The 26106-nt window shown below is 72.6% G+C and carries 25 protein-coding genes; 16 read left to right on the forward strand and 9 right to left on the reverse strand.

Translation table 11 applies throughout. The features are described from left to right. The first annotated feature begins 109 nt into the window (after positions 1-109). Genes Msi02_RS07325 through Msi02_RS07335 form a run of 3 tightly spaced genes read left to right on the forward strand, consistent with a single transcriptional unit; the run spans position 110 to position 4562 of the window. A complete protein-coding gene (locus Msi02_RS07325; RefSeq protein ID WP_079316457.1) occupies positions 110-745 on the forward strand; it encodes an ABC transporter ATP-binding protein in 636 nt (211 codons plus the stop codon). Further along, the gene (locus Msi02_RS07330; RefSeq protein ID WP_239108197.1) at positions 742-1560 is read left to right on the forward strand and encodes an ABC transporter ATP-binding protein; all 819 of its coding nucleotides are present in this window, start codon (positions 742-744) and stop codon (positions 1558-1560) included. Before Msi02_RS07325 ends, Msi02_RS07330 begins: the two co-directional genes overlap by 4 nt. Next, positions 1557-4562, forward strand: a complete 3006-nt coding sequence (locus tag Msi02_RS07335; protein ID WP_204047644.1) for an FtsX-like permease family protein — start codon at positions 1557-1559, stop codon at positions 4560-4562. Before Msi02_RS07330 ends, Msi02_RS07335 begins: the two co-directional genes overlap by 4 nt. 97 nt (positions 4563-4659) lie before the next feature. On the opposite strand, the gene Msi02_RS07340 is transcribed toward Msi02_RS07335, so the two are convergent. Then, positions 4660-5385: a sulfite exporter TauE/SafE family protein gene (locus tag Msi02_RS07340; protein ID WP_204047645.1), complete on the reverse strand. Its 726-nt coding sequence runs from the start codon at positions 5383-5385 to the stop codon at positions 4660-4662. Positions 5386-5561: 176 nt separating this feature from the next. Here Msi02_RS07340 and Msi02_RS07345 point away from each other — a divergent pair, with 176 nt between their 5' ends. Together Msi02_RS07345 and Msi02_RS07350 are read left to right on the forward strand one after the other, a co-directional pair. Beyond that, positions 5562-5888: a type II toxin-antitoxin system TacA family antitoxin gene (locus tag Msi02_RS07345; RefSeq protein ID WP_204047646.1), complete on the forward strand. Its 327-nt coding sequence runs from the start codon at positions 5562-5564 to the stop codon at positions 5886-5888. Then, positions 5878-6210 (forward strand): type II toxin-antitoxin system PemK/MazF family toxin, encoded by a 333-nt coding sequence (locus Msi02_RS07350; protein WP_204047647.1) that lies wholly within the window; start codon positions 5878-5880, stop codon positions 6208-6210. Before Msi02_RS07345 ends, Msi02_RS07350 begins: the two co-directional genes overlap by 11 nt. A gap of 63 nt (positions 6211-6273) precedes the next feature. On the opposite strand, the gene Msi02_RS07355 is transcribed toward Msi02_RS07350, so the two are convergent. Beyond that, on the reverse strand, positions 6274-9048 hold the full coding sequence (locus tag Msi02_RS07355; protein ID WP_204047648.1) for an aconitate hydratase: 2775 nt from the start codon (positions 9046-9048) through the stop codon (positions 6274-6276). Between the two features lie 256 nt (positions 9049-9304). Further along, positions 9305-10027 carry a metal-dependent hydrolase gene (locus Msi02_RS07360; protein WP_204047649.1) on the reverse strand — a complete coding sequence of 241 codons (723 nt, stop codon included), beginning with the start codon at positions 10025-10027 and terminating at the stop codon, positions 9305-9307. Between the two features lie 384 nt (positions 10028-10411). Here Msi02_RS07360 and Msi02_RS07365 point away from each other — a divergent pair, with 384 nt between their 5' ends. From Msi02_RS07365 to Msi02_RS07390, 8 genes are all read left to right on the forward strand, one after another. Then, entirely contained in the window at positions 10412-11158 is a 747-nt protein-coding gene (locus Msi02_RS07365; protein ID WP_079316448.1) for a PadR family transcriptional regulator, read from the forward strand. A gap of 2 nt (positions 11159-11160) precedes the next feature. After that, positions 11161-11898, forward strand: coding sequence for a DUF1707 SHOCT-like domain-containing protein (locus Msi02_RS07370; RefSeq protein ID WP_239108198.1), 738 nt, complete (start codon positions 11161-11163; stop codon positions 11896-11898). Between the two features lie 52 nt (positions 11899-11950). Continuing rightward, a complete protein-coding gene (locus Msi02_RS07375; protein WP_204047650.1) occupies positions 11951-13054 on the forward strand; it encodes a HesA/MoeB/ThiF family protein in 1104 nt (367 codons plus the stop codon). Between the two features lie 88 nt (positions 13055-13142). Next, a complete protein-coding gene (locus tag Msi02_RS43865) occupies positions 13143-13268 on the forward strand; it encodes a hypothetical protein (protein WP_275414092.1) in 126 nt (41 codons plus the stop codon). A 368-nt stretch (positions 13269-13636) separates the two neighbouring features. Continuing rightward, positions 13637-14851, forward strand: coding sequence for a hypothetical protein (locus tag Msi02_RS07380; RefSeq protein ID WP_204047651.1), 1215 nt, complete (start codon positions 13637-13639; stop codon positions 14849-14851). Beyond that, on the forward strand, positions 14826-15464 hold the full coding sequence (locus tag Msi02_RS07385; RefSeq protein WP_204047652.1) for a DUF6879 family protein: 639 nt from the start codon (positions 14826-14828) through the stop codon (positions 15462-15464). The genes Msi02_RS07380 and Msi02_RS07385 overlap by 26 nt, the downstream gene beginning before the upstream one ends. Positions 15465-15544: 80 nt before the next feature. Next, positions 15545-15673: a hypothetical protein gene (locus Msi02_RS43870; protein ID WP_256863344.1), complete on the forward strand. Its 129-nt coding sequence runs from the start codon at positions 15545-15547 to the stop codon at positions 15671-15673. Between the two features lie 104 nt (positions 15674-15777). Further along, positions 15778-16407 carry a DUF6879 family protein gene (locus Msi02_RS07390; protein ID WP_079320693.1) on the forward strand — a complete coding sequence of 210 codons (630 nt, stop codon included), beginning with the start codon at positions 15778-15780 and terminating at the stop codon, positions 16405-16407. A gap of 29 nt (positions 16408-16436) precedes the next feature. Here the strand turns inward: Msi02_RS07390 and Msi02_RS07395 are convergent, their stop codons facing one another. Continuing rightward, positions 16437-16886, reverse strand: a complete 450-nt coding sequence (locus Msi02_RS07395; protein WP_204047653.1) for a MarR family winged helix-turn-helix transcriptional regulator — start codon at positions 16884-16886, stop codon at positions 16437-16439. 69 nt (positions 16887-16955) lie between these two features. Here Msi02_RS07395 and Msi02_RS07400 point away from each other — a divergent pair, with 69 nt between their 5' ends. Then, positions 16956-17918: an alpha/beta hydrolase gene (locus Msi02_RS07400; protein ID WP_239108199.1), complete on the forward strand. Its 963-nt coding sequence runs from the start codon at positions 16956-16958 to the stop codon at positions 17916-17918. Positions 17919-17936: 18 nt separating this feature from the next. On the opposite strand, the gene mug is transcribed toward Msi02_RS07400, so the two are convergent. Continuing rightward, a complete protein-coding gene (mug, locus tag Msi02_RS07405; RefSeq protein ID WP_204047654.1) occupies positions 17937-18476 on the reverse strand; it encodes a G/U mismatch-specific DNA glycosylase in 540 nt (179 codons plus the stop codon). A 91-nt stretch (positions 18477-18567) separates the two neighbouring features. After that, entirely contained in the window at positions 18568-18939 is a 372-nt protein-coding gene (locus Msi02_RS07410; protein WP_030505467.1) for a DUF4267 domain-containing protein, read from the reverse strand. 88 nt (positions 18940-19027) lie between these two features. Here Msi02_RS07410 and Msi02_RS07415 point away from each other — a divergent pair, with 88 nt between their 5' ends. Further along, positions 19028-19600 (forward strand): TetR/AcrR family transcriptional regulator, encoded by a 573-nt coding sequence (locus Msi02_RS07415; RefSeq protein WP_204047655.1) that lies wholly within the window; start codon positions 19028-19030, stop codon positions 19598-19600. Between the two features lie 60 nt (positions 19601-19660). Here the strand turns inward: Msi02_RS07415 and Msi02_RS07420 are convergent, their stop codons facing one another. Then, positions 19661-20257, reverse strand: a complete 597-nt coding sequence (locus Msi02_RS07420) for a TetR/AcrR family transcriptional regulator (RefSeq protein WP_204047656.1) — start codon at positions 20255-20257, stop codon at positions 19661-19663. 198 nt (positions 20258-20455) lie between these two features. On the opposite strand from Msi02_RS07420, the gene Msi02_RS07425 reads away from it, so the two are divergent. Next, positions 20456-21949, forward strand: coding sequence for an MDR family MFS transporter (locus tag Msi02_RS07425; RefSeq protein WP_143737930.1), 1494 nt, complete (start codon positions 20456-20458; stop codon positions 21947-21949). A 91-nt stretch (positions 21950-22040) separates the two neighbouring features. Here the strand turns inward: Msi02_RS07425 and Msi02_RS07430 are convergent, their stop codons facing one another. Both Msi02_RS07430 and Msi02_RS07435 read right to left on the reverse strand, forming a co-directional pair. Beyond that, complete coding sequence (locus Msi02_RS07430) at positions 22041-24539, reverse strand: polynucleotide kinase-phosphatase (protein WP_204047657.1); 2499 nt, start codon at positions 24537-24539, stop codon at positions 22041-22043. Beyond that, entirely contained in the window at positions 24536-26029 is a 1494-nt protein-coding gene (locus tag Msi02_RS07435; protein WP_204047658.1) for a 3' terminal RNA ribose 2'-O-methyltransferase Hen1, read from the reverse strand. The genes Msi02_RS07430 and Msi02_RS07435 overlap by 4 nt, the downstream gene beginning before the upstream one ends. Positions 26030-26106: the final 77 nt, after the last annotated feature.

Here is a 26106-nt window from a genome sequence, read left to right on the forward strand (position 1 = left end):
CGGCCCGGTTCGACAGGTGATCGTGACACGTTCGTGACCAAGGGGCTCCTACTGTCGGCGGGGACGCCCCCCGCGTGTGGCGGCGGGGCCGGCGATGCGGAGGCCGGTGATGCCCCAGCCTGTCCTGTCCTGCCAGTCGCTGAGCTGCCGCGCCGGCGGCCGTGAGGTCGTGCGCGACCTGTCGCTGGACGTCGCGCCGGGCGAGCGCGTCGCCCTCGTCGGCCCCTCGGGCTCGGGGAAGACCACCCTGCTGACCACGCTCGGCGGCCTGCTGGCGCCCGCCTCCGGCCGTGTGCTGGTCGGCGGAGTACCGCTCGGCGAGCGCCCGGACCTGCGCCGGGAGACCGCGCTGGTCTTCCAGTCCTACGGCCTGCTGTCGCTGCTGACCGCCGCGGAGAACGTGGAGGTCGCCCTGCGCGCCGCGGGCCGTACGGCCGGGGAGGCACGGACCGAGGCGGCCGAGGCGCTGGCGCGCATGCGGCTCACGGCCTATGCCGAGCACCTGGTCGAGGAGCTGTCCGGCGGCCAGCAGCAGCGGGTAGCGGTCGCCCGGGCCCTCGCGCTCCGGCCGCGGGTGCTGCTCGCCGACGAACCGACGGCCGAGCAGGACAAGGTCAACCGGGCGCTGGTGCTGGAGGCGCTGCTCGCGTCGCCCGCCGCCCTGGTCGTGGCCACCCACGATCCGGAGGTGGCCGGACGGTGCGACCGCGTGGTCGAGTTGCGGGCGGCGGTGAGCCGGCGGTGACCGCTCCTGCGAACGCGGCCGTGCGCTGCGACGGCGTCGTGCAGATCTACAAGACCAGGGAGATCGAGGTCGTCGCGCTGCGCGACATCGACCTGGTCGTCGAGGACGGCGAGAGCGTCGCACTGCTCGGGCCTTCTGGAGCGGGCAAGTCCACCCTGTTGTGGCTGCTCGCGGGGCTGCTGCGGCCGAGCGCAGGACGGCTGTGGCTGGGCGGCGCCGAGGTCGGCAGGCTCGGCCCGCGCGCGCTCGACCGGCTGCGGGCCGCCCAGATCGGCGTCGTCATGCAGAATCCGGCCCGCAACCTCATCCCGTACGCCTCCGCGGCGCAGAACGTCGCCTTCGCCCAGCGGGCCGTACGGCGGCGGGCCCGGCGGCCGGCGGGCGAACTGCTGGAGCGGGTCGGCCTCACTTCCGTGCGGGACCGCCCGGCCGGGCTGCTGTCGGGCGGCGAGCAGCAGCGCCTCGCCGTCGCGATCGCGCTGGCCAACCGGCCCCGCCTGCTGCTCGCCGACGAGCCCACCAGCCAGCTCGACGCGGAGTCGGGCCGGGCCGTGGTCGAGCTGATCAAGGAGATGGGCCCGACGTCCGTGGTGGTCACCCACGATCCCCGGGTCAGCGAGGCCATGAGCCGTACGGTCACCATCAGGGACGGGCGGATCGGCGCCGAGGGCAGGGACGGGGAGGACTTCGTGGTGATCGGGCGCGAGGGTGCGGTCCAGCTTCCGCCCGAGTATCACGAACTACTGCCGCCGGGGTCGATGGCCCGGGTCGAGCCGTTGCGCGACGGCGTGATCCTGCGGAGGGCCGGCGAATGACGCTCCGCGGCCTGTGGCGGCGCCGGTGGCTGTCGCTCGCGCTTCTCGTCGTGGCCGCCGTCACGGTGGCCGCCGCGTCCCTCGGCCCCCTCTACGCCCAGGCGGCGCGCGCCGCCGTGCTCCGCGACGCCCTGGACACCGCCCCTCCCGACCACCGGGGCTGGCGTGTCACGTCGGTGCGGGGTGACGCCGCCGATCTCGCCCGCCGGGTGTCCGCGCCGTACCTGCGGCCGCCCGTTCCCGGCGCCGAGCTGCTCAGCCCTGACCCGCGGGGCAAGAAGACCTACCCGCTGATGTGGCAGGAAGGCCAGTGCGGCCACGTGACGCTGCTCAGGGGCCGCTGCCCGCGCTCGGCCATGGAGATCATGGTGACCCGCGCGTCCGGGTTCCGGGTCGGGGCGGACGTGAAGCTCACCTCCATCACGACCAGGGAGGACGGCGAGGAGCGCCTCGTGCCGCTGCGGGTGGTGGGTATCTACCGGGCCGACCCCGGCGACCCCTTCTGGTTCGGCCGCAACCTGTTCCCCCAGACGGCCGGGGTGAGCGAGGGGAACGGCGACCCGCTCCTCACGGTCCCCGAGACGCAGGCGCGGTCGGGCCTGCCGACCGGCGCGAGCGCCGCCGACGCCGCCGCCGGGAACGCCTGGACCGGCTACGCGATCGTCTACACCGACCCGCGGGTGATCGGCGGGGGTGACCTGGCCGGGCTGGAGTCGGCGCACGCCCGGCTGGCGGGCATGGGGCGGAGCGGGGACGCCGTCACGGTATTCACCCACATGGACGACACGCTCACGCGGATCCGCCGCCAGACCGACTCGCTGTCGGTGCCGGTGACCCTCGTGACCCTGCAGCTCGTGGCGCTGGGCTGGCTGCTGCTGTTCCTCACCGTGCGCGACCTCGTCGCCGCCCGCGCCCCGGAGACCGCCCTGGCCCGGCTGCGCGGCCTGAGCACCGCGCGGGTGTGGGCGTTCGGCCTGTCGGAACCCGTGGTGCTGCTGCTGGCGGCACTGCCGCTCGGCCTGGCCGCCGCGTGGGCGGTGGCCGCGCGGCTGGCCGGCGAGTTCCTGCGCGCGGACGTGCCCGTCACGCTGGACGGGCCGACCGCGCTGTACGGCCCGGCCGCCGTCGCGGGCGGGCTGCTCGCCGCCGCCGCGGCGGCGTGGAGCGCGATCACGCGTCCCGTGGTCGAGCAGTGGCGGCGCACCCCGCGCGCCCGGCGCCGCACCTGGATCCCCGAGGCCGTGGTGCTCGCCCTCACCGGCGTCGGTCTCGTCGAACTGCTCGCCGGCGGCCCGATCAGCGGCTCCGCCGGACAGAACACGGGAGCCCTGCTCGCGCCCGGTCTGCTCGCGGTGGCGTTCGCGCTGCTCGCGCGGCGGCTGCTGCCGCTCGCGTGCGCCGCGCTGTTCCGGCTCACCCGCTCGCACGGCGGGATCGCGCCCTTCCTCGCCGTACGCCAGATCGCCCGTGGGAGCGCCACCGGCAGCACGGTGATCGTGCTCGGCGCGGGGCTGGGCCTTGCGGTCTTCGCCGTCGCGGCGTGGTCGGTGACCTCGCGCAACTTCGCCGAGGTGGCCCGCGTCCACAACGGCGCGGAGACCGTGTTCGTGGTCCGGGCCGGGGACGCCGCGACGCTACGGCGGGTGTCGGCCGGCATCCCCGGCAGCGCGCCGGTCGTCCGCATGCCCGGGCCGCCCGTCATGCTGGCGACCGACCCCGCCAGGTTCGCCGCCGTCGCGCTCTGGCGTCCGTCGTACGCGGGAGGCCGGGCGCTGGAGGACCTGACGCCGCGCCTGACGGCCCCCGTGGCTCCCCGCGTGCCGCTCATCGGCGACCGGATCCGGGCCCGCCTCGCCGTGGGCGACATCCCTCACGGCTGGACGATCGTCCTGTTCGCGAGCGTGCGGGTGCCGGGGCAGGACCGGCCCTCGGTGCTCCCCCTCGCCCGGCCCGAGCACGGGCGGATGGTCTACGAGTGGGGGTTGCCCCCGGCCTGCCGTACGGGGACCTGCGAGCTGCGCGGGCTGCGCGTCCAGTCCACGCCCACCGGCACCAGCGACTTCGAGCATCCGCCCGGCGACCTGGGCGTCGTCGGGCTGGACGTGCGGCGGGACGGCCGCTGGGCCGCCCTCGACGCGGGCCTCACCGACCGGGCGAGGTGGCGGCCCGCCGTGGCCGGCCAGGCCGGGCTCGTCCTGTCGATGTCCCCCTGGGCCGGGGCGGCCGGGGGTGCGGGCGCGGCCGTGCCCGCCACGTTCCCCGATCCGCTGCCCGCCCTGACCAGCGGGACGCCGGGCAACCGGAAGCTGCCCGGCCTCGACGACGCCTTCGCCTCCGGGTACGTCCCGGCCGTGCCCGCCGCCGCCGTGCCCGGCCTCGATGCCGCTGGCGGAGTGGTCGACATCGAACTGGCCGATCGGGCCGCGTACGGATACTCGGACAAGGCCGAGTTCGAGATCTGGGCGGCGCCGAGCCGCGCGGGGGCGGTCCTCGCGGGCCTGCGCGCCGCCGGGGTGCCGGTCCTGGCCACCCGCACCACCGCGGGCCTGCGGACCGGTTACGCGAGCGAGGGGCCGGGTCTCGCGCTGATCCTCCTCGTCGTGGCGGCCGGCGCCGCCGCCCTGCTCGCCCTCGGCCGCGCCGTCCTGGCACTGTACGCGGCCGCGCGGCGGCGCACCCTGGAACTGGCCGCCCTGGAGGCGGCGGGGGCCCGCGCCGGCCCGCTGCGGCGCTCCCTGCTGATCGAGCAGGCCGTGACGCTGACGTGGGCCGGTCTCACCGGCGTGCTCGCCGGCGTGACGGCCGCCCGCGTGGCGCTGCCCCGGGTGCCCGAGTTCGCCGAGCCGCCGCTGACGCCGGCGCTCGCGTACACGATCGTCCCCGGCCCGGTCGTCCTCGTGGCGGCCGCCGCCCTGGCCGCCTGCCTGGTCGCCGCCGCGGCGACCGCCGAACTGCTCCTGCGCGGCGTCCGGGTCGAGCGTCTGCGCGAGGCGCCGGCCTGACTCGATCCGCGGACCTCCCGGCCGTACGGTCGGCTACCCGCCGTGGCCCGGGGGCGGCCCCTGGACCCAGTTGAATGAGCGCGTTCAGTGAGCCCGTTCAGTGGGCGAGGCTCTGCCCGAGCAGCGCGCAGGCCGAGACGGCGGCCACCGTCAGGACGGCCGTACGGACCCGCCCGCCGTCGAGGTAGCGGCGCAGCGGCCCCGAGACCGCGAAACCGAGCAGGACGAACGGCACCAGCGCCGCTCCGGCGGCCAGCGCGCGCGGCGGCAGCTTGCCGAGGAGGGCGAGGATGACGAGCGACTGGGCGGCGCTCACGCAGAAGAACATCGCGAGCGTCGCCCTGATCTGCGGGCCGCGGGCGCTCTGGTAGACCAGGGCGATCGGCGGGCCGCCGATCCCGGTGGCCGTGCCGGTGATCCCCGACAGGAACCCGGCGGCCGTCAGCGTCGCGCCGTTGCGCGGCACGGCGACGGCGCGGGCGGTCAGCACGACGGCGACCAGCACCATCACGCCGACCAGCACGCCGAGCGTCGCCGTGCTCACGTAGACGACCACGAGGGCGCCGATCGCGCTGCCCGGGAGCCGGCCCAGCAGGGCCCAGCCCGCCCCCCGCCACTCGGCCCTGCGCCACTCCCTGGCCAGGGTGAACAGCGGCATCGCCATGTTGACGACCTGGACCGCGCCGGGCATGACCGTCGGGTCGAGCAGGGTGATCAGCGGGGAGGCCACGAGGCCCAGCCCGAACCCCACCCCGCCCTGCACGACCGCCCCGATGAAGACGGCCACGCCCGCGATGAGCAGCAGCGCCACGTCGTGATCCATGCGCGGACCCTAGCGGCGCCCCCCGCCGCCCCGGCAACCGGTTATCCAGGCCCAGGAACTCGGACAATCACCGTCAGTAATTGAAATATGTTGCGAGAGTAATCAGAGCCTTCGTAGACTCCCACGTGGCGACATCGCCATAGCGCTTTTTGTAGACAGGATCGTAGCCTCGCGGTATGGGGAGCGAGCAACGCCACACGACGATCCGGGTCAGCGTCGAGATCAGAGACCTGATAGCGCAACTCTCGGAGCAGGAAGGCAAGAGCATGACCGCACTGGTCGAGGACGCCGTGAGGGAGCACAGGAAGAAGCTCCGCTGGCAGCGTGTCGCAGAGCAGATGGAGCGGACGCGAAAGGAAGACCCGGAAGGCTGGGCGGAGTACGTCGCAGAGCGCGACCTGTGGCTCGGCCCTCCGTCAAACCGCATCGCCCCCGAGTGGGAGGGGCTGATCGATGCGCCCGAGGATCTCCCCGACGAACCCAAGGAGAGGGATGAGGGTTAGGCAAGGCGACATCTGGTGGGCCAACCTCGGTGACCCGATCGGCCGCGAGCAAGGGTACGGCCGGCCCGCCGTCGTCGTCAGCAACGACATCTTCAACAGGCTCGTACGCGACCCCGTGCTCGCCGTCCCGTTGACGACACGATTCCGGGGCTGGGACACGCACATCGAGATAGCGCCCGAGGAAACGGGGCTGCCGAAGACGAGCTGGGCGATGGTCGAACAGCTACGCGCGCTCTCACCTGAACGATTCGGCACAAGAATCGGAGTCGTTCCGCCCGACATACTGTCGGAGATCGCCGACTGGGTCGTCGACATGCTGTAGGACAGCGGCGTCGTCCTGGACGGGACCGAGATCCCGCCCAGGACAGCGTCATGTCGATGCGGTTCAGCTCTTGGCGAGCAGGGAGCGCAGGACGTACTGCATGATGCCGCCGTGGCGGTAGTAGTCCGCCTCACCGGGCGTGTCGATGCGCACGACGGCCTGGAACTCGACGTCCCCGGCCCGCACGGTGACGGTGGCGGGGGTCGAACCGGTGTTGAGCTCCTCGACGCCGACGATGTCGAAGGTCTCCTCGCCGGTCAGGCCCAGCGACTCGGCGCTCTCGCCCTCCGGGAACTGCAGCGGCAGCACGCCCATGCCGATCAGGTTCGACCGGTGGATGCGCTCGTACGACTCGGCGATCACGGCGCGCACGCCGAGCAGCGCGGTGCCCTTGGCCGCCCAGTCACGCGACGACCCCGAGCCGTACTCCTTGCCGGCCAGGACGACCAGCGGGATGCCGGCGGCCTGGTAGTTCTGCGACGCGTCGTAGATGAACGCCTGCTCCCCGCCCTTGGTGAAGTCGCGGGTGTAGCCGCCCTCCACGCCGTCGAGCAGCAGGTTGCGCAGCCGGATGTTGGCGAACGTGCCGCGGATCATCACCTCGTGGTTGCCGCGGCGGGAGCCGTACGAGTTGAAGTCCCTGACCTCGACGCCGTGCTCGCGCAGGTAGCGGCCCGCCGGCGTGTCGGCCTTGATCGAGCCCGCGGGCGAGATGTGGTCGGTGGTGACCGAGTCGCCCAGCTTGGCCAGGACCCGGGCGCCCCTGATGTCCGTCACCGGCTCAGGCTTGGCGGGCATGCCGTCGAAGTACGGCGCCTTGCGGACGTACGTCGACTCGGGGTCCCACTCGAAGGTGTCGCCGGTCGGGATCGGCAGCGACTGCCAGTGCTCGTCGCCCTTGAACACGTCCGCGTAGTCGCGCTGGAACATGTCCTGGCTGATCGACTCCGACACCACCGCCGCGACCTCCTCGGGCGCGGGCCAGATGTCCTTGAGGAAGACCGGCTGCCCGTCGGAGCCGACGCCGAGCGGCTCGTTGTTCAGGTCGATGTCCATGGTCCCGGCCAGCGCGTACGCCACCACGAGCGGCGGCGAGGCCAGGTAGTTCATCTTGACGTCCGGGTTGATCCGGCCCTCGAAGTTGCGGTTGCCCGACAGCACGGCGGTGACCGCGAGGTCGTTCTCCTGGATCGCCGCTGAGATCTCCGGCTCCAGCGGACCGGAGTTGCCGATGCAGGTGGTGCAGCCGTAGCCGACGAGGTTGAAGCCCAGCTTGTCCAGGTAGGGCTGGAGGCCGGACCGCTCGAAGTAACCGGTGACGACCTGGCTGCCCGGGGCGAGCGAGGTCTTCACCCACGGCTTGCGCGACAGGCCCTTGTCCACCGCGTTCTTCGCCAGCAGGGCCGCGCCGAGCATGACGTACGGGTTGGAGGTGTTCGTGCAGGACGTGATCGCGGCGATCGTGACGACACCGTGGTCGATCTCGAACGAGGTGCCGTCCGACAGCGTGACCGGGGTCGGCCGGTGCGGCCGCTCGCCGTTGCGCCGCACGGCGTGCGGCACGTCGCCCGCCCCGCTGTGGGAGATCGCCGGAGAGTCCGACGCCGGGAACGACTCGGCCGACGCCTCGTCGGCGGGGCCCTCGATGCACTCGTCCGTGACGTACGTGCGGACCGCCGCGCGCCAGGCCGACTTGGCGTCCGCCAGCGGGATGCGGTCCTGCGGGCGCTTGGGCCCGGCGATCGACGGGACGACGGTCGACAGGTCGAGCTCGATGTACTCGCTGAAGACGGGCTCGGGCGCCGAGGGGTCGAGCCACAGGCCCTGCTCCTTGGCGTACGCCTCGACCAGCGCGACCTGCTCCGGCGAGCGGCCGGTGAGCTTGAGGTAGTCGATGGTCTGGCCGTCGATCGGGAAGATGGCGCAGGTGGAGCCGAACTCGGGGCTCATGTTGCCGATCGTGGCGCGGTTGGCCAGCGGCACGCTGGAGACGCCCTCGCCGTAGAACTCCACGAACTTGCCGACCACGCCGTGCTTGCGCAGCATCTCGGTGATGGTGAGCACGAGGTCGGTCGCGGTGGCGCCGGCCGGCAGCTTGCCGGTCAGCTTGAAGCCGACCACCCGCGGGATCAGCATCGAGATCGGCTGGCCGAGCATCGCGGCCTCGGCCTCGATGCCGCCGACGCCCCAGCCGAGGACGCCGATGCCGTTCTCCATCGTGGTGTGGGAGTCGGTGCCCACGCAGGTGTCCGGGTACGCCTTGCCGTCGCGGGTCATGACCACGCGGGCCAGGTGCTCGATGTTGACCTGGTGGACGATGCCGGTGCCCGGCGGGACGACCTTGAACTCGTCGAACGCCGTCTGACCCCAGCGCAGGAACTGGTAGCGCTCGCGGTTGCGCTCGTACTCCCGCTCGACGTTGCGGACGAAGGAGTCGGGGTGGCCGAAGAAGTCGACGATGACCGAGTGGTCGATGACCATCTCGGCCGGCGCGAGCGGGTTGATCTTCGCGGGGTCGCCGCCCAGGTCGCGTACGGCCTCGCGCATGGTGGCGAGGTCGACGACGCAGGGCACGCCGGTGAAGTCCTGCATGATCACCCGGGCGGGGGTGAACTGGATCTCCACGCTCGGCTGGGCGTTCGGGTCCCAGCCCGCGATGGCGCGGATGTGGTCGGCGGTGATGTTCGCGCCGTCCTCGGTGCGGAGCAGGTTCTCCAGCAGGATCTTGAGGCTGTACGGGAGGCGCGCCGACCCCTCGACGGCGTCCAGCCGGTAGATCTCGTATGACGCGTCACCGACGCGCAGCGTGTCACGGCTGCCGAAGCTGTTCGCGGACACGAAGTTCGCCTCCCCAGGGTTCCGGGCTTGTCACAGGTTTTCGTGTGCATCCTCCCGCACGCACGGGACACTCCCGACAATTAGGTTGCCCTAACCTGTGCGGCTCGGCGGATGTCTCGACGTCAAGATATCCCTCAAGATATCTCGACATCAAGTTACTAATGGGTAGGCCGACGGCCACAGGGCTGACGTCGGCAAACAGCCGAATTTTTCGGCTTTCGGGAAGTTCCTGCAGATGCTTCGGGCGCGTCCCCGCTCATGCGGGCATGAGCCGCAGGCAGAACAGCGCGATCACCACGATCGACAGGGCGGGACCGAGGAACTGCTTCTCGAACGCCTTGCCGGTCTTGATGCCGATGTCCCACGGCAGGAGCCAGCGCCCCTTGATCGGCCATAAGACGGGACAGCCGCGCTCGGTCAGGCAGTCGCCGATCACGTGCACCAGGCAGCCGATCCCGATGGCCAGCCCCAGCCAGGAGTAGGTGACCCCGAGCGTCATGAAGGTCAGGAACAGCCCCGCGGTGAGTCCCACGTTCACGATCGCGGAGGTGAGCGTCTTGCCGGGCACGCCGATGCCCACGGCGCGGATCGCCAGGCCGATCATCAGCACGACCAGGATGTCTCGCCCGATGGCGTAGCGCTCGCCGAGCAGGTGCGCGCCCACTCCCATCAGGACGCTGAACAGCAGCGAGTGGGTGGCGTGGCGGTGCCCGCCGCTCACGAAGTTCACACCCTTGCTGAGCAGCCAGGTCACCGGTCCGAACGTCTGGGCGATCGTGGCGCTGGGGTGGTCGAGATCGGGCAGCATGGCCGCGCCCGCGCACACCACGGCGCCCGCGACGAGCTCGGGCGGGGTCAGGATCGGCCCCGTCATCGTCGCCAGCTCCGGATGCCCCAGCGCTCCCGGCAGCGCCACCAGGGCCGGCGCGACCGCCAGCCACACCGCCGCCCCGCTGAGGGCGTGCGAGTGCCCCATCATGACAAGATCACGCTTTGAGACTGTACGGCAAAGCACCGACAAATTCCGCGAAGCACCCACCCGCCCGGGCCCGTGTCGCCCTCCGTCGTACGGCGGCGGCGGGAACGTGCCACGGAGCTTCAGCGGCCCGAGCGTGCCGCGCGGGGCGGCGGCCGGAACGACAAAGACGGGATCGTCCCGCTCCAAGAGCACCCCCCAGCCCTCTCAGAGCAGAACGATCCCGTCTTCGTGAGAGATAACGCTACGGTCTCGGGGCCTGTTCCCCCTACTCGAAAAAACTTCCTCGTGAGCTATGTCACTCTTACCCGTGGATTGTCGCCGGAACGCTCGCGATATATCGTTGAGCCATCGAGAACGAATCGTGAACCAGAAGGGGGCACTGCGATGAGTTCGGCACACACGGTCGGCGGACCCTGGGCGCACCCGGAGTTCGGCCACCGGCTCAGACACGAGATGCGCCGCCACATGCGGCGCGCGATGCACGAGGCGTTGATGAAGGGGGCGACCATGTGGCACCAGGAAAGTCACGAGGGCGGGGGCCCTCACGAGCACCGGCACAGGGGCGGCATGCGGGGGCGCGGCCCATGGGGCGGCTTCGGGCCGGGCCCGTTCGGGCCGCCGTGGGCGGGCGGCAACTTCCCGTTCGGCCCCCGGGGCTTCGGACGGCCCAGGAAGGCCAAGCGCGGTGACGTACGGGCGGCGATCCTCGCCCTGCTCGCCGAGGAGCCGCGCAACGGCTACCAGATCATCCAGGAGATCGCCGAGCGCAGCCAGGGCGGATGGAAGCCCAGCCCCGGCGCGGTCTACCCGGCGCTGCAGCAGCTCACCGACGAGGGCCTGGTGCGCGCGGAGGAGACCGACGGGCGCAAGACGTTCCAGCTCACCGAGGCCGGCCGCGCCTACGTCGAGGAGCACGGGGACGAGGTCCGGGCGCCCTGGGAGGAGATGACGCCGGACATCGGGGACAACGTCCACGAGCTGTTCGACCTGTCCAGGCAGGCGGCGTCCGCGCTGTTCCAGATCGCCCACTCGGGCACCGAGGGCCAGGTCAGGCAGGCCAGGCAGGTCCTGACCGAGACCAGGCGGCGGCTGTACCAGATCCTCGCCGACGGCGACCCTGTGGAGGAATGACGATGGTCTCCCCTGACGAGCCCGCCGAGCCCGCCGCCGGCGGCGGCGCACACCACCCCCGCGGCGGCGGCGCGCCGGGCGCCGGAGCCGCGGGCCACGCCCGGCCGAGCGGCCCGGCGTACGGCGCGTCCGCGCACGGCGGGCTGCGGATCGGCGACCGGGAGCGCGACGAGGTGACGCGGCTCCTGCACGACGCGTTCGCGCAGGGCCGCATCACCCGCGAGGAACTCGACGAGCGCCTCGACGCGACGCTCTCGGCGCGCACGGCCGAGGACCTGCGGCGGGTGACCGCCGACCTGCCCGGCGGGTGGCCGGACGACGCCTCGGACGGCGGCCGCCGGGCCGGCGACGCGCGCACCGGTGGCCCCTGGCGCCCGGGCTTCCCGCCCGCCGGCATGCCCGGGTTCCCGGGCTCCCCCGTAGCCATGCGCCCCGGCTCGTACGGCCCGTACGGGCCCCACCGGCCCGGCGGCCCGCACTGGGCATACGGCAACTGGGCATATGGCAATTGGGGATACGGCATGGTCCCGCGGCGGCGCGGCCACCGTCCGCATCCGGCTCTGTTCCTCATCCCGGTGGCCGCGATCGTCGTCCTGGCGGCCGGTCCGATGTGGCCCCCGTTCCTGGTGCTGAAGTTCCTGCTCGTCGCCCTGGTGGTGAAGGCGGTGCTCGGCCTGGCCCACCACCGGCGTCACCACCGGCACTGGCATCCGGGTCTTGCGAAACGGAACTCCACGTGATGACTTCTCGGTAGGACCGCGTCAGCCGTCTGCCGGGGAGGAGCCGGGACACGTGCTGTTGCCACGGGTCAAGCGGAAGCACGAACCGCACCGCTTCGATGACGGAACGGTGCGCATCGGAGGCGAGATCTACGGGCTGGCCACCGAGATCAGCGATCCGACGGGTGGGGCGTGGGCCGCGCTCACCCTCATGGACGGCACCCGGTCTCCGGCGGACGTCGCCGAGGCCGTGTGCCGGCGGCTGCCCGGTGTTTCCGCGCTCCAGGCGTCGCGGATCGTCGCCGCCCTCATCGCGTCGGGACATGTGGAGGACGCCTCGGCTCCGATACCGGGAGAGCTCAGCGAACGGGAGCGCGAGCGGTACAACAGGAGCCAGGCGTTCTTCCATCAGGTCGACCTCGCGCCGGGACGGCAGGGGTGGGACGCGCAGGTGCGGCTTCGGGCCGCCCGCGTCGTGGTGCTGGGCCTCGGCGGCACGGGGAGCCACGCCGCGTGGGCACTCGCCGCCTCCGGCGTGGGTCGCCTGCACTGCGTCGACGCCGACGTTGTGGAGCTGTCGAACCTGAACCGGCAGGTCCTCTACACGGAGGACGACCTCGGCCGCGCCAAGGTGGACGCGGCCGTCGGCAGGTTGCGCAGGCTGAACTCCGACATCGAGGTCACCGGCGAGCGGCGGGCGATCGGTAGCGAGGCGGACCTGCTGTCCGTCGTGACGGGCGCCGACGTCCTCGCGCTGTGCGCCGACGAGCCGAGGGAGCCCGGCATCCGGATCTGGGCCAACCGGATCTGCGCGCGGGCCGGCGTGCCGTGGGTCGGCGGCGGCTACAACGGCCCCCTCGTGACCGTGGGCGCCTTCGCCCCCGGGCGCGGCGCCTGCTACGAGTGCCTGGCCGCGGGCGAGGCGCGCCGCCGCAGGCCGGGTCTTCCGGTGGACCTCGGAGGACCGGGCGTGGTCGCCGCCTCGGCAGGCGTCTCGGGCCACCTGGTCGCCCACTCGGTGATCTCGCTCCTCACCGGGGTGCCCGAGCCCACCACCGGAACGGTCATCGGACTGAACCTCATCGCACCGGACCAGCACGTCTGGGTCCGGCATCCGCCCCGCCCGGAATGCCCGGTCTGCGGCAGCGATGCGGAAATCGACCGGGTCACAAAATGAGACTTGACCGATCATGTCTGGCATCCGAACATTTAGATGTTTTCTCGCGCGAGGTCGGCACCAACAAATCCTTAACAGAAGGTGTTCGATGACCCCTCAAGAGCAAAACCAGACCCAGCCGGAGGAAGCGGCCGAGCCGGCCGCGGCCGAGATCACGATCCGCAGACTGGACAAGATCGAGACGACGGCCTTCAGCCAGGGGAACTCGACCTGAGGCCGGTCCGGGAGTGCCTGACGAATACCGCCCGTCACGGGCGGGAACCCAGGTGGACACATCGCAAGGCGGAGGAGGCCATAGCGGAGCTATGGGCGACGATTCCGGGCCCCGCGGAAGTTCCGAGCCTGCGAGGAATTTCCGTGGGTGGGGTCCCAATCCGTGTGGCGATTCCGGGCCCGCGAGGAATTCCCGCGAGTGGGGCGGCGATTTCCGGCGCCGCGGAAATCCCGATTCTGCGAGGAGTTCTCCGTGGTGAAGCGCGACGAGGCGCCGCCCGGGCCACGCGCGGCAGGGCGTGACCTGTCGGGCACGGGGACCGGGGCGGGCCTGTCGCCCGCCCCGGTACACCCCGTGGAACGTCCGTCATGACACCGACCAGGGTCACCCTGCACGATCTCGGCGTACGCCGGGACCGCGAGGAGTGGATCGTCGGGCGGGTGGAGACCGGCGACGTCATCGCCGTGCCCACGCAGGGCATGCGGGTCATCCGCCTGCTGCAGGAGGGGGCGACGGTTCCCGAGGTGGAGCGGCGGCTCGGCGCGGAGACCGGGACCCGGGTGAACGTGGGCGGATTCGTCGAGGGCCTGCTCCGTGCGGGATTGGTGGCGGCGGTGGACGGATGCCCGGTTCCCACGGCCGCTCCCCCGCCGCCCACCCTTCCCCGGCTGCTGCCCCGCCACGTGCGGTGGACGCTCAACCCGCTGCTGCACGCCGCCCTGGCGACCGTGATCCTGGCCGGGGCGGCGGTGGCACTGCTGCGGCCCGGCGCCGTACCCGGCTGGCGGGACCTGCTCTGGAGCGACCGCGGGACGCTGGTCCTGCTCGCGCAGTCGGCGGCCGGATGGCTGCTGATCCTCCTGCACGAGCTGGCCCATCTCTGCACGGCCCGCGCCGCCGGCGTGCCGGGGCGCGTCAGGTTCGGCACCCGGCTGCAGTTCCTCACGGCCCAGACCGAGGTGTCGGGCATCTGGCTGGCCGAGCGCCGGGTCCGGCTGACGGTCTACCTGTCCGGCATGGCGCTGGACGCCGCCGTGTGCGCGGTCTGCCTCCTGCTGACCGTGCCGGCCGGTCCGCATCCGGCCCTGTCCGTCGTCGCGATGACGGCGCTGATCATGCTGTCGACCCAGTTCCTGGTGTTCATGCGCACCGATCTCTACTTCGTCCTGCAGGACGTGACGCGCTGCCGGAACCTGTACGGCGACTCCACCGCGTACGCCGCGCACCTGTGCCGGCGGGCCTTGCTGCGCCCGTCGGCCGATCCGCTCGCCCGGCTGCCGCGGACCGAGGGCCGGTGGGTCCGGGCCTACACCGCGCTGCTCGTCGCCGGGACCGCGCTGTGCCTCTGCCTCGCCGCCGCAGTGACGGTTCCCGCGACCGTGGGCCTGCTCGCCGGTTCCGTGCGCGCGTTGCTCGACCCGCCCGGCTGGGTCGCCGCGGCGGACGGCGTGGTCACGGTGCTGGTCGTCACCGGGTTCCACGTCCTCTGGGCCAGGACGTGGTGGCTCAGGCACGGTCCGAGGGCGCGCCGTGCCGCCGGACTGCTGAGGAGGAACCGTGATCCCGAGCGATGTGTTCGATGACGTCAGGGCCGCGGCCGGCGAGTTCCTGGGGTTGGACGCCTACCAGGCCGAGTTCGAGGAGGTCTACCGCGACGCGACGGAGGTGGTGTGGAAGCTGGAGCGCGCCCAGCACTTCCACGAGCCCGCCGTGCCGAGCTGGCGGGCCGCCGACGCGGGCGACTGGGCGCGGGCCGTCGAGCTCATCGAGGAGATGCGGGCCCCGCTGACCGCGATGTACCGCGAGCGGGCCCCGTTCCGGCGGCTGCGCGTCGTCGAGCTGCCCCCGACCCCGTACCTTCAGTGGGAGTCACAGATCTTCGCCGTACGGGTGGCGGCGGGCGAGGAGATCAGGGTGCTCGCGGCTTCGGCGGTGGCGCCGCTGGAGACCCGGGCGCCGCTGCCCGAACTGGTGATCTTCGGCCCGGACCTGCTGTACGAGGTCCGCTACGACGAGATCGGGGCCGCCGTCGGCGCCCGCCGGATCACCGATCCCGGCGTCGTCTCCCCCTGCCTGTCCGCCCTGGTCTCCCTGTACGGCGAGGGCGAGGACCTGCTGCCCTTCTTCGAACGCGAGGTGGCCCCGCTGCCGCCTCCGCCCAGCCTGTCGGAGAAGCCTGCCCGAATTGGGCCTTGACCCGAGATCGGGAGCGGCCAACGATCGACATGTCGCCCTCGGGGGAGAGTCTGCGGCCACGCCGACGAACGGAGGGTGAGATGAAGCCGGCCGAGCCAGAACCCGAGGTGGTGCAGGAGACCGAAGGAACGGCGCGGACGAGGCAGATCGTGATCAGGTTGCTGGACGCGACGGAGACGGCCGTGTGCAGCAACTCGACGGGGAACTGACTCACCAGACGTCCGCGGAAGACCCACGCGCGCCACGCTTCCAGATCCGGGCCGGAGCCGGGCGCGCTCCGACCAGCGATTCGGCTTCGGCCGAAGGAGGCTCCATGCCCGGAGAAGCGTTCGAGCACGTCAGACAGGCCGCGGGAGAGATCCTTCCCGCAGCGGAGTACCGGACCGAGCTCTACGACCACCTGAGCCGGATCGAGGGCGTGGTATGGAAGCTGGAACGCGCCCAGCACTTCCACGAGCCCGACACCCCGAGCTGGGTCGCCATGATGAGCGGAGACTGGGACCGGTCGCTCGCGCTGATGGACGAGATGCGCTTCGCCGACGACCTGCCGCCCCGGGCGGAGCTGCGCCGGCTGCGGATCGTCGAGATGCCGCCGACGCCGTACCTGCAGTGGGAGATCGTCCTGCTCGCGGCGCGCACGCGGGCGGGCGAGCGGGCACGGGCGCTGCACGCCCGGTCCGTACGCCACCTGGAGAGCCGCGCGCCGCTGCCCGAGCTGCTGATCCTCAACCCGGACCTCATGTACGAGGTCCTCTACGACGAGATCGGCGCCCACGTCGGCGGGCGGCGGATCACCGACACCCGGGTCGTCGAGGGCTGCGCCCGAGCCGTCGCCGAGCTGTACGCCGACGCCGAGGACATGGTGGCCTTCCACGACCGCGAGGTGGCGCACCTGCCGCCGCCGGTCGCCCGGCGGATCCTGTCCCGCCCCGGTCATCCCTGAGACGCGCCCCCCGGCCGGCGGGACAGGGCTCAGGCCCCGTCCCGCCCGTGCTCCTCAAGCACTCCGCGCAGGGTGGCGAGCGTCGCGGCGGTCCGGGCGAGGTCGGCGGCCGGAACGGCGGCGGTGCGGGCGGCCAGCTCGTCCTCAAGGGCCGGGCGGGCCGCGGCCAGAAGCCGGGCGCCCTCCGGCGTGAGGCTGAGGATGGAGGACCGCCGGTCCTCCGGATGCGCCGCGCGCACGCACAAGCCCGCGTTCTCGAGCCGGTCGACGGCCTTGCTCACGGCTCCGACGGTGATGCCCACCTCCCGCACGATGTCGAGCACCCGGCACCCGGGACGCCCGCCGATGATCTCCAGGAACTCGAACGTACCCAGGCCGATGCCGTGCTCGGCGCGCAGCCGGTCGCTCACCGCGTTGTACAGCCGGGTCTCGACGCGGACGAGATCGGTGAACAGGCGAGTGATGTCGGTCACATTCATGGGCGGATTCGATTCCAAGGAATCATCTTCCGTGGAATCGGGTTGAGGATCACATGTGCATTCCACGGAATGCATCCTCTCACCCTCGACATCATGGAGGTCCGGATGACCCGCCGGCAGCGCGAGGCCGTCGACGCCCTGCACCGCAACGCCCCCGTCCACCCGAACCCGACCCTGGCGGAGCAACGCGCCGGATTCGCCGGCGCACTCTCCCGGCCCCTGCCCGACGACGTCGCCGTGCACGAGACGGTGCTCGCCGGCCGTCCCGCGCTCGACCTGACCCCGGCCACCGCCACCGGCCGTGCGCGGCTGCTCCATTTCCACGGTGGCGGCTACGTCCTGGGGTCGCCCGGCACGCACGCGGGATTCACCGCCCAGCTGGCGCGCCGTGCCCGGCTGCGGGCGACGTCCCTGGACTACCGGCTGGCCCCCGAGCATCCTTTCCCCGCCGCGGTGGACGACGGCCTCGCCGCCTACCGGGCGCTGCTCGACGAGGGGGTGCGACCGGAGGAACTGGTGCTCGCCGGGGACTCCGCGGGCGGCGGGCTGGCCGTCGCCACCCTGGTCGCGGCCCGCGACGCCGGCCTGCCGCAGCCGGCGGGCGCCGTCGTCTTCTCTCCGTGGGTCGACCTGACACTCGGCGGGCAGAGCATGCGCACCAAGAAGGACGCCGACCCGATCTTCACCCGCGAGGCGATCCAGGCGTTCGCCACCCCCTACCTGGCCGGCCAGGATCCCGCCCAGCCGCTGGCGAGCCCCGTGTTCGCCGACCTGCGGGGCCTGCCCCCGCTGCTGGTGCAGGCCGGCTCGAACGAACTCCTGCTGGACGACGCCGTCCGGCTCGCCGGGCGCGCGGCCGCGGACGAGGTTGAGGTCACGCTGCGGGTCTGGCCGCAGGTGCCGCACGTCTTCCAGAACCACTTCGGCCACCTCGACGAGGCCGACGAGGCGCTCGACGAGGCCGCCCGCTTCCTGGCCACCCGGGTGCGGGCCGGGCAGGAGGTTCAGGATCCGGAAGCGGACCGTCCCTGACCGCCGCGGCCGGTCCCGTCAGGCACGCGGCGGGCGCAGGCGGGCCATCTCGGCCGCGATGGCCTCCAGCCTCCAGTGGGCGTTCAGCCCGCTGGGGTTGGGCAGCACCCACAACCCCGTGCCGCCGATCGTCTCCTCCTGCGGGCCGATCCGGGCGGCGGGGCGGGCGAAGGCGACGCGGTAGGCCGACACCCCCGCTATCGCCAGGACCCGGGGACGGAACTCCGCCACCAGCCGCGCGAGCCGCGCGCCGCCCTCGCGGAGCTCCTCCGGGGCCAGCTCGTCGGCCCGGGCGGTCGCCCGGGCCACGATGTTGGTGATGCCCAGCCCGTACGACGGGAGCAGGTGCTGCTCGGACGGCGTGAGCCTGCGCGGCACGAGACCGGACAGGTGCAGGGCGGGCCAGAACCGGTTGCCCGGCCGCGCGAAGTGGTGGCCGGTCGCGGCCGAGTAGAGGCTGGGGTTGATCCCGCAGAACAGCACGTCGAGCCCGGGGCCGAGCACGTCCTCGATCGTCGCGTTCCTGGCCGCCTCGAGGTCGGCCTTGGTGGGGGCCATGCCGCGATGCTAGTGCCCCTCCCGCTCCTGGCAGCATTCCGGACGGCGCCGGTGCACAGGTGGGTCAACCGGAAGGTGCGTCGGTCGGGGATCAGACGGCGAAGAGCAGGGCGGCGCTGATCAGGACGATCACGGCGGTCGCGAAGTGGATGCCGAACGCGACCGCCCGGGTGCCGCCGTTGCGCAGCACGATCAGGGTGTCGCCCAGGGGCAGCAGGGCGACGATCAGCATGTACCAGGCCTCGGCGCGGGCGCCGGCGAAGGCCAGCAGGGCCAGGCCCAGCAGGCCGTAGCCCCCGTCACGCAGGCCCTTGATCGTGAGATAGGCGACGTCGCCGTCCTTCTTCGCCGGCACGCCGTAGCCGGCGGCCGCCGCGTGGGGCACGAGCAGGAAACGGGCTCCGATGAACAGGACGAACAGGTTGAGGACGACGGCGAGGCCGTACGCGATGGGGGTGAGCATGTCTCTCTCCGAGAACTAGCAGCGCTAGGAACGAGAATGACGCTAGCAGAGCGTTGCGATAAACGCTAGCGCTGCTAGAGTCCCAAGCATGTCGATCCAGTCACGCAGGGAACGCGAGCGCGCCGAGCGGGAGAAGCTGATCATCACGGCGGCCCGCGAGCTGGCCGAGGCCGAAGGCTGGGAAGCGGTCACGACCCGGCGGCTGGCCGAGCGGGTCGAGTACAGCCAGCCGGTGCTCTACAGCCACTTCAAGGGCAAGGACGCGATCATGGCGGCCGTCGCCGTGGAGGGCTGCGCCGACCTGGCCGAGGAGCTGCGTGCGGCCCGGACCGCGGCGCCGGACGCCCGCCGCGCCATCGCCGCCGTCAGCGCGGCCTACGTGGCCTTCGCCGACCGGCACCCGGCCCTCTACGACGTGATCTTCAGCCTGGCCGTCCCCCTGCCGTTCGCCACCCCCGAGGCCCCGCCCGCCCTGCAGGCGGCCTTCGGCGAGCTGGCCGAGGCCGTTCGGCCGCACGCGGGCGGCGACGATCTGGGCGCGCTGACCGAGACCTTCTGGGCCGCCCTGCACGGCCTGGCGACCCTCATGCGCGGCGGCCGGCTCCCGCGCGAGCACCACGACCACAGGCTCGCGCTGCTCCTGGCCCGTTTCACGGGCTGAGCCCGGCCCCGGACGAGCGCCGGGAGCCCGGACCGGAGCCCCGGCGGAGAGGCCGGAGGCTCAGTGGAAGGGCCGCGCCATCTCGTCGAGGGCCTGCTGCATGATCTGGGAGAGCGGGCGGGCCTCCTGCTCCTCGATCCAGACGTGCGTCGCGATGCGCAACGCGACGAGGAAGGCGGCGGCCATGATCCGGCACTTCAGTTCGGCGCCCGGCTCTCCCGCCCCGTCGCGGTCGGAGATCGCCTGGACCAGTTCCCGTTCGAGTGCGGCGTGGTTGGCGAGCTGCCGGGCGAGCAGGGACGGGTGGCGCTTGGTGAGCGAAGTGCGCACCGCCCACTCCCGATCGGGCTCGCCCACGTCCTCCAGCTCGTCGCGGACGGCGCCGCGCAGCGCCTGCCAGCCCGACTCCTCCGCCGGCCGTTCGCGGATCGCCCGCACCAGGGACCGTACGCGCTCCTCCTCGCCGTACAGGAGGGCGTCCTCCTTGCTGCCGAAGTAGTTGGAGAAGGTCCGGCGCGAGATGTTGGCGGCCTCCACGATGTCGTCGACGGTGACGTGGTCCAGCCCGCGTTCCACGGCGAGCCGCAGCGTGGCCTTGTGGATGGCCTGCCGCGTCTCGGCCTTCTTACGCTCGCGCAATCCCGCCGTCGTCTCCATGGTGGGCTCAGCTTAGCCGCTGAAACATTGCCCACCGCGCAAAGTTGCTCAGTGGGCATGTAATCTGAGGGCAGTTGTCCTCACCCATCCGATTGGAGGCTGCGCGTGAGCGCACCCACGCTGCCGGAGACGGGGGCCAAGAGCCACCGGCAGATACTCGAAGCGCTGAGCGGCCTGCTCCTCGTCCTGTTCCTCGCGATGATCAGCAGCACGGTCGTGTCCGTCTCGCTGCCCCAGATCATCGGCTCGCTCAACGGCACCCAGTCGCAGTACACCTGGGTGGTCACCGCGGCCCTGCTCACCACGACCGCCTCGACCCCGATCTGGGGCAAGCTCGCCGACCTGTTCAGCAAGAAGCTGCTGCTCGAGATCGCCATCGGCATCTTCCTGGTCGCCTCGCTGGCCTGCGGCTTCGCCCAGAACACGCCGATGCTGATCGCCTTCCGCGCGGTCCAGGGCCTGGGCATGGGCGCGCTGCAGATCCTGGTGCAGGTGATCATCGCCGCCATGATCAGCCCGAAGGAGCGCGGCAAGTACAACGGCTACCTCGGCGCGGTCATGGCCGTGGCCACGGTCGGCGGACCGCTGCTGGGCGGCCTGATCACCGACACGTCCTGGCTGGGCTGGCGGTGGTGCTTCTTCCTGCCGATCCCGTTCACCGCGCTCGCGCTGATCGTCCTACACCGTACGCTCGACATCGCCTCGGTCCGCCGTCCGGGCACGTCGGTCGACTACCCCGGCGCGCTCCTCATCGCCGCCGGCGTGAGCATCCTGCTCGTCTGGGTCACCTTCGTCCGCAACTCCTTCGACTGGATCTCCTGGCAGACCTTCGCCATGGTCGGCGCCTCGGTCGTGCTGCTGGGCATCGCCGTCTGGGTGGAGTCCGTGGTCCGCGAGCCGGTCGTCCCGCTGCACGTCATCCGGCGGCGCACCCCGGCCCTCGCGATCCTGGCCAGCCTGGCCGTCGGCATGGCCATGTTCGGCGGCGCGGTCTTCCTCGGCCAGTACTTCCAGATCGGCCGCGGCTACTCCCCCACCGAGGCGGGCCTGCTCACGATCCCGATGATGCTCGGCGTCCTCGTGTCGTCCACGGTCTCGGGGCGGATGGTGTCCCGCAGCGGGCGGGTCAAGCCGTACATCCTCGTCGGCTCGATCGTGCTCACGCTCGGCTTCCTGGCCCTGTCCACCATCGACCACGACACCTCGCTGGTCATCGTCGGAGCCGGGATGCTGGTGGTCGGCGCCGGCGTCGGCATGTCCATGCAGAACCTCGTCCTGGCCGTGCAGAACACCGTCCCGCTGCGCGAGCTGGGCGCGGCCAGCGGCGCCATCACGTTCTTCCGTTCGCTGGGCGGCACGATCGGCGTCTCGGTCCTGGGGGCGGTGCTGGCCAACCAGGTCACCGAGAACATCGCCACCGGCATGGCCAAGGCCGGCATCCGGGTGCCCGCGTCCCAGAGCAGCGGCGGCGGCAGCCTCAACATGGGGGCGCTGCCCGAGCCGATCCGCACGATCGTGCGCGCCGCCTACGGCGACGCCACCGGCCACATCTTCCTGATCTCGGCCTGCATCGCGGTCGTCGGCATCCTCGCCGTGCTGTTCCTCCCGCAGGTGCGGCTGCGCGACAGCGTGGACCTGGCCGAGCCGGCCCCCGCCGGAGCGGACGCGCCCGCCGCGGCCGAGTCCCGCTGAGCCCTGCCCCCTGAGGCCTGCCCCCTGAGCCCGGTCCCCGGGTACGGCTCCCGTGCGTGAGCGGGAGGCCGTGCCCGGGGGCCGTCCGGTCTCACAGGCGGGGATCGACCGGCTCGGACTCCAGCGCGAGGACGGCGAAGACCGCCTCGTGGATCCGCCACAGCGGCTCACCCTCGGCCAGGCGCGTCAGCGCCTCCAGGCCGAGCGCGTGCTCCCGCAGCGCGAGGGACCGCTTCCTGCCGGTGAACCTGCGCCGCAGAACGTCGAGCGACTCGGTGTAGTCGGGGCCGTAGATGATCCGCAGGTACTCCCTGCCGCGCACCTTCACGCCCGGCTGCACCCGTCCCTCCCCGTGGCCGGACGGGTGCGCGGCAGGTTTGACCACCATGCCCTCGCCCCCGGCCTCGGTCAGCGCCGTCCACCACCCGACCGCCGCCTCCCGCTCCTCCGGCGAGTCGAGGGAGACGAAGACGTGGCGGGTCGGCGTGACGAGCGGCGAGTCCATCAGGCCGAGCGTCTTCAGGTGCCACTCGTGCGGCTCCTCCACCGCCGTCGCCCTGCCCTCGCAGGCGAGGACCTGGAACGGCGCGAGCCGTACGCCGTCGAGACCCGAGACCGGCCAGCAGTAACGGGCATAGGCGTCGCGGAACCGGGCAGCGTTGTGGGCACGGCGGCGGGTGCGGTCGAGCAGAGCGCCTACATCCAGGCCACGTCCCGCCGCCGACTCCAGCGCCGCGACCGCCTCGGGCAGCGCCACCCGGGCGGCCGCACCCACCGAGGCGTACTGGTCGCGGATCAGTCCCTCCGCCTTGGCCGACCACGGCAGCAGCTCGCAGTCGAGCACCACCCAGTCGGTCTCCAGCGCCTCCCACAGCGGCGCGGCCGCCTCGCGCAGCCGGTCCACCAGCTCCGGCACGCGCTCGTCGAAGAAAGGCCGCCCGGTGCGGGTGTAGACGCTGCCCGTCGTGCCGTCGGCGACGCCGAAGCGGCGGGCCGCGGCCTCCGGCGTCCGCGCCAGCACGGCGATCGCCCGCGAGCCCATGTGCTTCTCCTCGCACACCACCCGGGTCACCCCCGCCCGGGCGAACTCGTCGAACGCCTCGGCCGGGTGCTCCAGGTAGCCCTCCAGCGCGGAGGTCTCCGGCGGGGCCATGGTCGGCGGCAGGTAGACCAGCCAGCGGGGGTCCACGGCGAACCGGCTCATGATCTCCAGCGCGGCGCGGGAGTTCTCCTCCGCGATCCTGATCCGGCCGCCGAACCGCGTCTCCACGAAGCGGGTGCCGTCCACGTCGCCGATGTCCAAGACGCCGGGGTCGCGGGCGGGGGCGGCCGCGGCCAGCGGCCGCACCGGCTCGTACCAGACCTTCTCCGCCGGGACCGAGACGAGCTCGCGCTCGGGGTAGCGGAGGGCGGTCAGCCGCCCGCCGAAGACCACGCCGGTGTCGAGGCAGATCGTGTTGTTGACCCACTCCGGCTCGGGCACCGGGGTGTGGCCGTAGACGACCATGGCCCGCCCCCGGTAGTCGTTCGCCCAGGGGTAGCGCACCGGCAGGCCGTACTCGTCGGTCTCCCCTGTCGTGTCGCCGTACAGGGCGAACGCCCGCACCCGCCCGGAGGCCCGCCCGTGGTAGGCCTCCTTGAGCCCGGCGTGCGCGACCACCAGCCTGCCGCCGTCGAGGCGGTAGTGGCTGATGAGACCGTCCATGAACGTCCTGGCCGCCGCGCGGAACTCCTCCGGCTCGGCGTCGAGCTGCTCCAGCGACCGCTCCAGGCCGTGGGCGACCCGCACCTTGCGGCCGTCGAGGGCCCGCACCAGCTTCTGCTCGTGGTTGCCGCACACGCACAGCGCGGTTCCGGCCTCGACCATGCTCATGACCAGCCGCAGCACGCCCGGCGTGTCCGGGCCGCGGTCGACCAGGTCGCCGACGAAGACGGCCGTACGCCCCTCGGGGTGGACGGCGCCGTCCGGCCCGACCTCCCAGCCGAGCTTCACCAGCAGGGACTCCAGCTCGGCCCGGCAGCCGTGCACGTCGCCGATGATGTCGAACGGCCCGGTGAGGTGGGTCTTGTCGGTCCACGCCTTCTCGTACGTGATGGTGACGTCGTCCATCTCGTCGCCGCGCAGCACGTGGACCCGGCGGAAGCCGTCCCTGGCGATCTTGCCGAGCGACCGGCGCAGCTCCTTACGCTGCCGGGTGATCACGTGGGGGCCGAAGGCCCGGTCGGGGCGGGCCGCGTTGCGGGCGCGCGCCACCTCCTCCGGCACGTCGAGCACGATCGCGTCGGCCAGCACGTCGTGCGATCTGGCCAGCTCGATGAGCTTCTTGCGGGCCTCCCACTGCACGTTGGTCGCGTCCACCACCGTGAGCAGCCCGCGCCGCAGGCGGATGCCCACGATGTGGTGGAGCAGGTCGAACGCCTCGGGCGTGGCCGTCTGGTCGTTCTCGTCGTCGGCGACCAGGCCGCGGCAGAAGTCGGACGAGACGACCTGTGTGGGCGCGAAGTGCCGGGCCGCGAACGTCGACTTGCCGCTCCCGGAGATGCCGACGAGCACCACCAGCGACAGCTCCGGCACGCTGATCTCGGTCACGGCCGCTCCTCCCTCCTGCTGAAGACCGCCATCTGGGTGGGCGGGCCGACCTCGGGGTCGTCCTCGCCGACCGGCCGCAGATCGGCGGCGTAGCCGTACGTCTCGCACACGCCCTGCACCCACCGGGCGAACTCCGCCCGGCTCCACTCGAACCGGTGGTCGGGGTGACGGCGGGCCCCCGCGAGCAGCTCGTACCTGACGTTGTGCTCCACGTTGGGCGTGGTGACGATCACATTTGCGGGCCGCGCCGTGCCGAAGACCACGCGTTCGAGCGCGGGCAGCCGCGGCGGGTCCACGTGCTCGACGACCTCCATCAGCACTGCGGCGTCGTATCCGGCCAGGCGCGCGTCGGTGTACGTCAGCGAGCCCTGGAAAAGCTCCAGCCTGGCCCGCTTGGCGTCCGGCAGCCGGTCGGCGCGCAGGCGGCGCTTGGCCAGCGCGAGCGCGCGGGCCGACACGTCCATGCCGGCCACCTTGGCGAAGGCCGGCCTGGCCAGCAGCGCCGACAGCAGCTGCCCCGAGCCGCAGCCGAGGTCGAGCACGGTGCGCGCGCCGACCTCCTCGAGCGCCGCCACGACGGCCTCCCGGCGCAGCGTGTTCAGCGGCACCCGCTCCTCGCCGGACCCGTCACCCGGGGTGGGCTCGGCGGCGCCGGACTCCTCCTGCCCGGCTTCGTCGGCCGGTGCGGCGAGAGCGGGGGCCTCGACGCCCGGCTCCTCCTCCACCGGCGGGTCCAGGCTCTCCTCCACGTCGTCGCCGAGCTCGGCGAGACGGGCGAAGGCTGCGCGAGTCAGCGCCCACCTCCGGCCGAGATAGCGGCGGGTGATCAGCCCCTTGTCCGGATGGCCCGCCAGCCAGCCCTCCCCCGCGCGGACGAGCTTGTCGACCTCGTCGCCCGCCAGCCAGTAGTGCTTGGCGTCGTCCAGCACGGGGAGCAGGACGTACAGGTGGTTGAGCGCGTCGGCCAGGCGCACGTCGCCGCGCAGCGCGAGCCGTACGTACCGGGACTCGCCCCATTCGGGGAACCCGGGGTCCAGCGGCACGGCCTCGGCGCCGACCTCCCAGCCCAGCGGCCCGAACAGCCGGTGCGCGAGATCGGCCCCTCCCCGGCACGGCAGCGCGGGCAGGCCGATCTCCAGCGGGATCGGCCCGTCCGCGAGGTCCTGCCGGGAGGCGCACCGCCCGGTCCGCGCCGTGCGGAACACGTCGGCGAGCGCCGACGCGAGCAGGGAGGACGCGGCGTACGGCCGGTCGTTGACGTATTGCCCGAGGGAGAAGTCGGGCGAGGACGAGCCCCGCGAACGGGCCAGCCGCACGGGGTCGACCTCCAGCAGCAGCGCCGCGGTGCACCGGTCCTCGCCCGCCTCCGGGTAGAAGACCCGCGCGGTGCCGAACGACTGCTCGAACTCCTGCACCCGATCGGGATGCTTGTGCAGGAGGAAGCCGAGGTCCGTGGCGGGCCGCAGAGTCGTCGAGATCGTGAGGAGCACCCGGCAAAGTGTGCCGGATGCCCCCTTCGACCGGCTATGGCTTTTCCGACCTGTGGCTCAGATGTGCGGTAGCGCTC

Origin of the sequence: Microbispora siamensis (assembly GCF_016863095.1) — a bacterium.
In the GTDB taxonomy this organism is placed as follows: Bacteria; Actinomycetota; Actinomycetes; order Streptosporangiales; family Streptosporangiaceae; genus Microbispora; species Microbispora siamensis.